General features: G+C 65.1%; 1 protein-coding gene. It reads right to left on the minus strand.

What is annotated here, in order from left to right:
- A partial coding sequence (locus E1291_RS41465) for an AAA family ATPase (protein WP_131743481.1) occupies window positions 1-1,136 on the minus strand: 1,136 nt, incomplete at both ends.

A 1,136-nucleotide genomic window follows, 5' to 3' on the forward strand; every position in this document is an offset into this window, starting at 1 on the left:
GGCGGGCTGTCGGGGACGGTGGACGGCTTGGGCACGCCCTTGAAGGTGAACTTGGCGTCCTCGCCCGAGCCCTCGGTGCCCACGATCACGATCTGACCGGACTTGAGCTCGTTGTAGAGGATCTTCTCCGACAGATTGTCCTCGATCTCCCGCTGGATCGTGCGCCGCAGCGGCCGCGCGCCCAGCACCGGGTCATACCCCCGCTCGGCCAGCAGGTCCTTGGCCTCCTGCCGCAGCTCGATCCCCATGTCACGGTCGTGCAGCCGCTCGTCCACCCGCGCGATCATCAGATCCACGATCTGGATGATCTCCTTGGGCGTCAGCTGGTGGAACACCACCGTGTCATCGACACGGTTGAGGAACTCGGGCCGGAAGTGCTGCTTGAGCTCCTCCCCGACCTTGGCCTTCATCCGCTCGTACGAGCCCTGCTCGTCGTTGGAGCGCGCAAAGCCCATCGAGACGCCCTTGGAGATGTCCTTGGACCCCAGGTTCGTCGTCATGATGATGACGGTGTTCTTGAAGTCCACGACACGCCCCTGCGCATCGGTCAACCGCCCGTCCTCCAGGATCTGCAGCAGCGAGTTGAAGATGTCCTGGTGCGCCTTCTCGATCTCATCGAACAGCACCACCGAGAACGGCTTGCGCCGCACCTTCTCGGTCAGCTGCCCGCCCTCCTCATACCCGACGTAGCCGGGCGGGGAGCCGAACAGCCGCGAGACGGTGTGCTTCTCCATGAACTCGGACATGTCCAGCTGGATCAGCGCGTCCTCATCACCGAACAGGAACTCCGCCAGCGTCTTGGACAGCTCGGTCTTACCCACACCCGACGGGCCCGCGAAGATGAACGAGCCACCCGGCCGCTTGGGGTCCTTCAACCCCGCCCGGGTACGGCGAATCGACTGGGACAGCGCCTTGATGGCGTCCTCCTGGCCGATGACCCGCTTGTGGAGCTCGTCCTCCATGCGCAGCAGGCGGGTGCTCTCCTCCTCGGTCAGCTTGAACACCGGGATCCCCGTCGCGGTGGCCAGCACCTCGGCGATCAGCTCATCGGTGACCTCGGCGACCACGTCCATGTCGCCGGCCTTCCACTCCTTCTCCCGCTGGGCCTTCTGCCCCAGGAGCTGCTTCTCCGAATC

This window comes from Actinomadura roseirufa (assembly GCF_900659635.1).
GTDB lineage: Bacteria > Actinomycetota > Actinomycetes > Streptosporangiales > Streptosporangiaceae > Spirillospora > Spirillospora roseirufa.